Annotated in this window: 10 protein-coding genes; 2 read left to right on the top strand and 8 right to left on the bottom strand. The window is 40.6% G+C overall.

Annotation, left to right across the window (positions count from 1 at the left end; all coding sequences use genetic code 11):
- Nucleotides 1-116: 116 nt before the first annotated feature.
- The 8 genes from LC574_RS13255 to LC574_RS13220 all read right to left on the bottom strand — a co-directional run bounded on the left by LC574_RS13255 (nucleotide 117) and on the right by LC574_RS13220 (nucleotide 6,098).
- Nucleotides 117-389: a hypothetical protein gene (locus LC574_RS13255; protein ID WP_229453953.1), complete on the bottom strand. Its 273-nt coding sequence runs from the start codon at nucleotides 387-389 to the stop codon at nucleotides 117-119.
- Nucleotides 390-432: 43 nt separating this feature from the next.
- The gene (locus LC574_RS13250) at nucleotides 433-1,332 is read right to left on the bottom strand and encodes an Rpn family recombination-promoting nuclease/putative transposase (protein WP_229453955.1); all 900 of its coding nucleotides are present in this window, start codon (nucleotides 1,330-1,332) and stop codon (nucleotides 433-435) included.
- Between the two features lie 62 nt (nucleotides 1,333-1,394).
- A complete protein-coding gene (locus LC574_RS13245; RefSeq protein WP_229453952.1) occupies nucleotides 1,395-3,119 on the bottom strand; it encodes a serine/threonine-protein kinase in 1,725 nt (574 codons plus the stop codon).
- Entirely contained in the window at nucleotides 3,088-3,261 is a 174-nt protein-coding gene (locus LC574_RS13240; RefSeq protein ID WP_229453951.1) for a hypothetical protein, read from the bottom strand. Before LC574_RS13240 ends, LC574_RS13245 begins: the two co-directional genes overlap by 32 nt.
- Nucleotides 3,262-3,317: 56 nt before the next feature.
- Nucleotides 3,318-4,154: an alpha/beta fold hydrolase gene (locus tag LC574_RS13235; protein WP_229453954.1), complete on the bottom strand. Its 837-nt coding sequence runs from the start codon at nucleotides 4,152-4,154 to the stop codon at nucleotides 3,318-3,320.
- Between the two features lie 118 nt (nucleotides 4,155-4,272).
- The gene (locus LC574_RS13230) at nucleotides 4,273-5,193 is read right to left on the bottom strand and encodes a bestrophin family protein (RefSeq protein ID WP_229453950.1); all 921 of its coding nucleotides are present in this window, start codon (nucleotides 5,191-5,193) and stop codon (nucleotides 4,273-4,275) included.
- A gap of 124 nt (nucleotides 5,194-5,317) precedes the next feature.
- The gene (locus tag LC574_RS13225; RefSeq protein WP_229453949.1) at nucleotides 5,318-5,716 is read right to left on the bottom strand and encodes a VOC family protein; all 399 of its coding nucleotides are present in this window, start codon (nucleotides 5,714-5,716) and stop codon (nucleotides 5,318-5,320) included.
- A 187-nt stretch (nucleotides 5,717-5,903) separates the two neighbouring features.
- Nucleotides 5,904-6,098, bottom strand: a complete 195-nt coding sequence (locus tag LC574_RS13220) for a hypothetical protein (protein WP_229453948.1) — start codon at nucleotides 6,096-6,098, stop codon at nucleotides 5,904-5,906.
- A 395-nt stretch (nucleotides 6,099-6,493) separates the two neighbouring features.
- Here LC574_RS13220 and LC574_RS13215 point away from each other — a divergent pair, with 395 nt between their 5' ends.
- Complete coding sequence (locus LC574_RS13215; protein ID WP_229453947.1) at nucleotides 6,494-7,336, top strand: YaaW family protein; 843 nt, start codon at nucleotides 6,494-6,496, stop codon at nucleotides 7,334-7,336.
- Nucleotides 7,318-8,760, top strand: coding sequence for an O-antigen ligase (locus LC574_RS13210; protein ID WP_229453946.1), 1,443 nt, complete (start codon nucleotides 7,318-7,320; stop codon nucleotides 8,758-8,760). The genes LC574_RS13215 and LC574_RS13210 overlap by 19 nt, the downstream gene beginning before the upstream one ends.
- Nucleotides 8,761-9,104 lie beyond the last annotated feature (344 nt).

Genomic DNA, 9,104 nt, shown 5'->3' with positions numbered 1-9,104 from the left:
AATTGGTATCAAAATTGAGATTTATATAGCAATCCTATCTAAGTTTTGGAAATGAACGAACCGCCAAGACGCCAAGAGCGCCAAGGAAGAGAGAAGTTTATCACCCCAGAGTTTGGCTAAGTTGAGGAAATTTGAAGGCTGCGGATGAGTTCATCCACTTCACGTAAAGTATTGATCTTTAATACGCCTCGGTAAATTGCCTTTAATTGTTCTAAATCGGAAATTTGAGAGATTTCTGACATCAGTTTTAATCCTTCGCAGCCAAATTTTCTCTCTAAAGCACATTCAAGTTCAGGCAAAAAACCTTCTCGCCAACCTTTTGCGTAACCTTTTTCATAACCTTTTTTGAAACTTTCTTGATAAAAGAAAGATTTCTCAAATACTGACATATACTACCTCATTCTTTGCCAAACTCAAAACAGTTTCATTTCTTCAAATTATTTGCCGAAATTCATTTAGAGTATTCAAATTCTTAATTCCCTGCTGAATTGCTTTTAATCTATCTAAATCTGAAATTTGAGAGATTTCTGGCATCAATTGCAATCCCTCAGCACCAAATTTTATCTCCAAAGCGAGTTCAATACCTGACACTATCTCTTCTTGCCGTCCTTCTTGCCGTCCTCGTTCTTCCCCACGTTGTTCGCCCTCTCTCAAAATTTGCTGATACCAGGGAGATTCGCGTAACACTGCCATATCCCACCTCATGATTTGCTGAACTAAAGCGCTGTCTAATACAAAGGTAGCAAAAAAAGCCATAACAATTTCTAACTGGCTCAATTGCTCATCGGCGCGGAGAATTTGCAATGCCCGTTGCACAGTGGATTCTTCTGCACCTCCTTTGAGAATTGGGACAAAGGGAAGCAGGGAAGGAACAGGTTGAGTAAAAGCGATTTCCACATCGACTTCCCAAAGGTTGATAACACGGTAGTCTTGACGCGCCTGTAAACCTGCAAATTGTGATTCATAGCTGGTGGGAATTTCAACATCACTTTCTTTGAGGATGTTAACTAGTATCGGATAGGTGGGCAAATTGTACTTTTCTTCAGCTAGTGCTGCATAAGCCCGCATCCGTTTGGGCATTTCAGCTTTGTAGCGTAATTGTAACTCGTTGAGTACAATAAATTCGCCATATTGGCGACTAGTAGCGCGGACTAAGACATCACTCTCACGGCTAATCCACTGGAATTCGGAGTTGATAATTTCTCCGAATACAATATCGGGAATTTGTGTTACCCATTTTACCCAATTTTCAGGTGCGAGGCTGATTAATCGCTTGGTGCTAATATCTGCTGCTAGCCATAGGAGATGTAGATGAGCATAGTTGTAGTTTATGGCTAAAGTGGCGATATCTACGATGGGTTACGCCTATGCACTGATGTATTTTGCTAGAGATTTTATAAATTACTCGGTATCGTTTTAAACTTTTCTGGCGTCCCCAAAGAATAATCTTCTAACTTAAAATCAGCAAAAGGCTTCTTTTCTAACCTATCCCGTAATGCTTCATCGAGAATTACACCTGGTGATTGTTTTTTAACACCAATAATTATAATACTTCTCTGATATTTAGTTAAATCCTGATTTGCCTGACAATCACTCCGTTGAAATTGTCCCAAATTTAATATACGATAATTTTTGATGTTTGGTGTATTAATAAATAAATTTTTTACTAAAAATTGTATTTGTTTGGAACGTTCTAGAGCCATTCGCTGTTGAACTTCTATATTACCTTTACAAGAAACTGTGCCTACAGAAATAATCTCACTAGGGTCTTGCATGATATTTTGTATACCTTCTTGTTCCAAGTTCAACTTTAAAAGGTCAACACTAATAATTTCATCATTATATTTAATTTGAAAATTGCTACCTAAAAGCCATTTATATTTTAGTGATAAAACAGCCACATTAAATTTAGCTACCCTCCCCTGACTATCCCTCCCTTCTTGATAAGTAAAATAATCAATATTACCTTTTTTTTCTGGGTATTGTCCGTAATTTTGCATGACAGAAAATTTTGATGTCCGCGTTGCTAAGACCACTATACTAAGTAATCCTAATATAACTAGCAGCGTTGCAAAAAATTTCAGTAATGGAACTTCTTCTGGTTGTTTCTGCGGAGCAAATGAAGTTTTAGTAATTGGTGGTGGCAATTGCTCAATATTATAATCCCCTACTAAATTAATCTTTTCAGGAGTAGTTTGTTTTAGTTGGGTTTCAATTTCTTTTAAGCGCTGTAAAATATCCTGAGTATTGGCAGGACGCTTTTCTATATCCGGTGCTGTGAGCCAATCAATTAAATTCAATAGTAAGGGTGAGATATGGATAGCATGATTTTGCCAGTGCAATAAATTTTGCTGCACATCATACATATCTAAAGGATGGTATCCCGTGAGTAAAAATACAAATGTGCGCCCCAAGGCAAAGAAATCTGATTGCGGTACTGCTTGAGCATTCATTTGTTCTGGAGCGCTGTAGCCAGATGACATCAGTGCTGTCATCCCGTCGCCGTTGTTGAGTTTGTCTGGGTAGGTTCCATCAATTTCAGTGGCAGTGCCAAAATCAATTAGTACCAAATCCCCCCAGCCCTTCCCAAGGGGGGATCGAATCATGATATTAGATGGCTTAATATCTCGATGCAGGTACTGTTTACTATGCACTAAATCCAAAATTTTTACCAATTGTTTTAACCAGGCTATAGCTTGTTCCTGCGAAATAGGGTAATTCTGCTGCTGCTTTAGCCACTGCTCTAAGTTGTATCCACCGATTTTTTCCATTGCAATGCAATGCAACACTAAACCATTTCGGGTTTGATATTGGAAGTAACTATCCTCTTTGGGAATGCCGGGATGCTTGAGTTGTCCTAATACGGTTACTTCTTGCTGAAATAGTTCTACTGCTTTGGCGTCGCCTGATAAATCCTCTTTGAGTATCTTAAGGATTTTAGGGGTATCTTGTTCATAAGCTTCATAAACTTTACTAAACCCTGTTTTGTCACTCAACAGGCTCGTCACCCGATAACGCCCTAGCAATTCCAAATGGGAACCACAACTTTGACAAAAGCGGTTTTGATGATTATTCGGGTGATTTGGTTTAGGACAAACGGGATTGATACAAAGGCTCATGAGTGGGGAGTGGGGAATGGGGAGTGGGGAGATAGGGAGATGGGGGAGATGGGGGAGATGAGGGAGATGGGGGAGATGAAGGAATAACCAATGCCCAATGCCCAATGCCCCATGCCCCATGCCCAATCTCGCTAAACATCACTCTTATTAATTCTTCTGTTGCTGTATGATAATCCCGTCTAATAATTATGAGATTTTCTATCTGTGTTCTGCCAAAAAAGCTGCTACAGTTTGGTTAAATGCCTCTGGTTGTGTCAAAAACGGCCAATGATTACCGGGAACTTGGCAGATACGTAAGTTTTTAAGATAGGTTTTGTATGGTTGAATTTGCCAATCTTGGCGGTTCAATCCTTGTTCTGGCTGGACGAAGATGGCAGGGGTGTCAAGAGGAATTGTAAAACCAGGCACTTGCATTACTTCTTCAAAAATCCCGTCGCGGGCGGCTATGGTAAATTTGCTGCCCCAACTACCATCGAGTTTTTGTTCTATTCCTGCTTGGAAAACTTGCTGTTGTAAGGAACTCCATCCTTGATATTGCTTTAACTGCTGTGCTTGTTGTTCGGCTTCTTCATAACTGGCAAAGGGGCCCATGCTTTTGAGAAAAGGCAAGAAGCGATACAACATCGGAAAAGTTACCCTGAAAAGGCTGGGTATTTTCCAGATAAAAATTGGATCGACTAGAATTATACTCTGCAAACGCTTTGGGTTTTGCCTTGCCCAGATGGCGGCTAATTTGCCTGTCCACGAGTGGCTGACAATATGGGCAGATGTCCATCCGAGATGATCTATTAGTGCTTCGAGGTCCGCGATCGCACTTTCAAAGCTATAATCTCTCTCAGGCTTACTACTTTGCCCATGTCCGCGCATATCTGGTGCAACTATGTGGTAGTCTGCCGCTAGATAATCTCCTAAACTAGACCACACCAGAGCATGGTCGCCTAAGCCGTGTAACAGTAATAAAGGTTCTTGCCCTTGGTTCCACTCTAAGTAAGAAAGTTGAATATCAGGCTTTGATAAAGTTTGACGTACAGGCATCATTGCACATCCACCAATGAAGAGATAGTTTCGCGTTTATATATTACTGCGAAAGAAGATGGACGCGGCCAGATGGGACTTGACAGCTATAACAAAGCCTTGTAAGTTATTCCCGATCTCAACTTTTCTCATAGGTCAAATTACCTGAATGCGATCGCGCATTTGGAGTCAGAGTAATTAAATCGTCAATATTGCGTTTCATTGTCTCGCAAATCGCATCTAGAGGTAAGTCGTTAGGGTCGTAACCAAAGGGGTTTTCTATCTCCAAGCCGATGGCTTCAATGCCAAATACTGTAAAACCAACGAAAGCAGCAATTAAACCTGTCCACCAACCCAGAGTCTCCACTATTTGAAATGGGAACAAAAAACAATATAGTAACAATAATTGCTTCAGATGAATGGAATAAGCTAATGGCATAGGTGTTTTTAAAATACGTTCGCAAGCTCCTAAATTATCCACAAGATTATTCAATAATTCTTGCATAGATGTTAACTGGTAGCTATTAAGGCAATTGCGATGATACTGCTGCTGTAAATAATCTCCTATCCAAAAAGCAACCTCTATGGGGGGATTATTCATAATTTTCAGTTTTATATACTTACTAGATGGCATTAAATCTTCTAACTCGCTATTGACTGCTTCTCCCCGCAAATGTAATTTAGTTGTTACAGCAAAAGCTACCAATAAATTTAATGCTGTAATTTTATTTTCTTTATCTTCTGGAGAAATTTCATCAATTGATACCCAAATTTGCCGGGCCAAATTTCGGATGTTATTTACTAGAGAACCCCAGCATTTTCTCCCTTCCCAAAATCGCTCATAAGCAGTATTGGTACGAAATACAAGTAACAAACCTAAAACAATACTAGGAATAACACTTCCTAAAATAGGTTGGGATACAGGCAAATCAAAATGGTAAAGTAGAGAAATCAAAAATCCGAAAGCTCCACACCATAAAATATGTTTATAAATTGCTTTGATAACTGAACCTTTAAGTTGTAATTTTAGGCGTAGCCATGTGAGTTTTTCGGCTGTCATGTAGTCACCCTAAGAGAAAGTGCGTAAGTCCTAGTTATAGCGGTTCCCGACCTGGTGAGGTACGTTTTCAAAGCTACTAACCTTGGTAAACAAGATTTTGGTGTACCTCAGTTGCTTAGGAAATCTATATGTCTTTTTTGTTGGTAGCCTCAAAACGTTGAATTTCAATTAAATAACCACTGGGATCGCGTAAAAAACAGTGGTAAATGTTGTACTTTTCGTTTAGTGTAGGTGGTTTTTCAAATTCAACGCCACGTTCTTTGAGATATTCAAACCACTCATCTACCTGCTGTGTTACCAAGGTAAAAATGACACTTGATTGCTTGTCGGCTGGAGGAGTTGATATTTCGCTTGTTTGACACAAACCTAAGTATCCAGAATCACTGACAGTATAAATCCGACAGGTTCCTTGATCAAGCCATAACTCCAAACCTAGTTTTTGTTCGTAGAATTCTCTAGATGCATTGAGATTATGGGTATAAAAGAAGGTAATTTGCTCGTCGATTTGCGGATGAACAGACATAAATACATTTGAGTATATACCCTAACGACATCGGGCGATCGCATAGGTAAAAATTGATTGATGTTAGAAACCTGTTACTACTCCAGATGCGCTTAAGGCATCTGGAGTTTCTTTTTGGAAAAAGCGATGTCTACGATGGTCACTGAGCTTTGTCGAAGTGCGGGCTGCGCCTACGCAATTTTCCAAATCATCCAGATATGCCAAACCACGGCTGAATAGGAATGCATACTGAATTATCTATATCTAAACATGGGGCATCAGTTATTGATGTACCCCTCCTGCCAAACAACTCTCGCAAAACAGCCTCAGTGTATCTGGGGCTGTTTTGCGTTACTTTCAACAGAGAAGTTGGTAAACGAGAAGCACAGTGGTTTGTCCTCATAGACTTTTATTTACATTTGAGTATATACCCTGATGACGTATGATTATCTTACGGTGAAAATTTGGTATAGGTAAATGCGTATCTTTCCTGGCTCCAGATTTGTCACAAATATTTCTGGAGTTTTTTCATTATTCGAGTTTAAAATTACCCATCTAATCTAAACTCCAGTGGATATTTTACTTTTATTATGAACACGCATACTATAGCTGTGCGGTAAAATGAATATAAATTATAAATAGTCAGTAGTAAAAGCCGTAAAATTTTTCCATAAAGTAAGAGCAAAATATTCAAGTATAAATAAGTAAATTTTGGTTTATATCAAGAGAAAGGCAATAGTACGTGTAGCTAATAGTAGAATAAGGTACACAACGCTGCATAGAAGGGAGGAAGGGAAATTGGATGAAATGAGGGCGGCGCTAGAGTTAGCGACCGAAGAAGAATTGCAAGATTTAACGGCAATTCTTTTTAGTCGTAAGTTCAATCCTCTAGACTATGTACACACACCCGAACCCATCGAAGTGCAAAGCCAAGACCGAAAAGCTTGGCTAGATGCACTAGAGGGTCGCTTTCGCTTTTTGGCGGCAGACGGGATGACAGTATTGCGGGGACGCACAGGCCAGGTAACTTACCGAGAAGCGTTAGTTCACGTATGTAAGTATCTAAAAATTCCCTATTCTAATCAGCTGGCAACCATTGATTTAGAAGCAGAAGTATTTTTGCATCTGCTAGGACAGGTGTGGAAAAAATTGCCTGAACAGGAAAAGCAAAAATTGACTGTACAGGTGCAGCGTCAGCTTGTAAAATCAGAACTAAAAGAACCGCTACCACTTTTATTGCAACGTGACCCCTTGGGGTTACTTTTTAAAGGGGGTAGTGCGATCGCTGTTACTTCCATGCTCCAGCCATTTGTACTTAAGCAAATTGCCCGTCAATTTGCCATGCACTTTGCTACTTATGAAGTAGCCAAACAAGCGGCGATTACAGGCTCAGAAGCAGCTGCAACGCAATTTAAAAGCTATGTAAGTATGCAAATGGCTCGACGGGGTATGACTATGAGTGCAGCTCGTTATGGGGCAGCCCGCACTATGTTTGCTGTGATTGGGCCGATAATGTGGACTTGGTTTTTTGCAGATTTAGGGTGGAGAGCGATCGCCACTAACTACGGTCGGATCATCCCGACTATTTTCACCTTAGCTCAAATTCGCCTCACTCGTCAGGAATGTTGGGAGCCAGCTTGAACAAGGTTTTTGACTATTTCAAGTCTCGTTGGCAATCTGCTTGGAACTACTCTCTATGGGCACTGTTAATCTTCCCATTGAGTCCTTTAGTGGGGGCTGTGACTATCGGTTTTGTATCATTAATAACTTGGTTGAAACAATCCCGCAAAATTAGTCGCCGCCCCCTCAACTGGGGATTTGCCCTTTTGAGTGTGTTGCTGATCGTGAGTGCTGGGTTTGCCGATGACAAGACAGCAGCTTTCCTCGGCTTATTTAATTTATTACCCTTCTTTTTACTTTTCGTTGCCCATAGCGCCCTGATTCAAACATTTACCCAATTGCGGCAAATGGCTTGGGTTTTGGTGATCGGTTCCATGCCCCTGGTAATTATCGGCTTGGGGCAGTTATTTTTAGGCTGGAGTTTGAATTTAGAGATTTTATGGGTTGTGTTGAATTGGATAATCGTACCAGGAGGAAATCCGCCAGGTCGCATAGCCTCAGTCTTCTTGCACGCTAACACCTTCGCAGCTTATCTAGTGATAGTTTTCACCATTGGTTTAGGGTTGTGGTTAGAAAACTATCAGCAACTAAGATTCAAGAGGAGGCAGTGCGGTCTTGGGGTCTCCCCAAGTAGAGCAACTGCCGTTAAACAGTCATTTCCCCCCCATCTCCCTCATCTCCCCCATCTCCCCAGTACAGACGCGATTAATCGCGTCTCTAGCCACTCCCCACTCCCCCTCCTCTTCCTAACCGTGGCGATGATTACAAATTTTATCGCCTTGATTTTTACCAACTCGCGTAATGGGTGGGCGATCGCTATTTTTGCCTGTTTAGCTTATGCACTCTACCAAGGTTGGCGCATTCTTGTGGGTGGCGTCGCTGCGATCGTCTCTAGTGTGCTTTTGGCAGCTTTTGCTCCCTCGCCAGTCGCTCAAATTTTTCGTCAGTACGTTCCTGCCTTCTTTTGGGCAAGGTTAAATGATGACATGTATCCAGATAGACCAATCGCTTTAATGCGAAAAACTCAGTGGCAGTTTGCCTGGTCTTTAGCTCAAGAACATCCTTGGACTGGCTGGGGGTTACGCAGTTTTAGTACATTCTACAAAGCGCAGATGCATACTCGCTTGGGTCATCCCCATAACTTGTTTTTGATGTTATCTGCTGAAACTGGTTTTCCCAGTACTCTGTTATTTTTTGGCTTACTCGCTTGGATTTTGATTACAGGTGTCCAATTACTACGAAAGTCAAAATATATAAATAAAGAAGACAGATTGATATTTTTCAGTTATCTTCTGGCTTTTGGGGAGTGGGTTCTATTGAATACAGTAGATGTAACCATATTCGATTTTCGTTTGAATGCGTTTTCATGGTTAATTTTGGCTGCTATTTGTGGAGTAATACATCGTTATAACGAACTTGACAAGCTTGCATCTCATCCAAATTAGTCAGAAAATGACAAACAGCAACTTCAAATATCCATCAGTTCATTTTCAGTGTATGCACTGGGGACATTTATAGTTTTAAGTTAGTAAGATTACTATATTCACGTCTGTGAGTGTGACTAATATCTAATTAGTTACTGTTGCTGATTGTTGGGAAGGTGTAGGGACAACCCTTTGGGGTTTTCCTGCATGACGGGCATCTCTTGTAGATGCCCTTTTGTATATAGGAATCATATTTGATTTTTGAAATTATTTGCGTAGTCCGGGAGTGGGGAGTAGGGAGTAGGGAATAGGGCTGTAGGGTTTTCGAGTTGTACGGAATTTTTTCATAAATCAAATCGTAGTCC

This window comes from Nostoc sp. CHAB 5715, assembly GCF_020829685.1.
GTDB lineage: Bacteria > Cyanobacteriota > Cyanobacteriia > Cyanobacteriales > Nostocaceae > Nostoc.
This window is presented reverse-complemented; position numbering and strand designations above follow the sequence as displayed.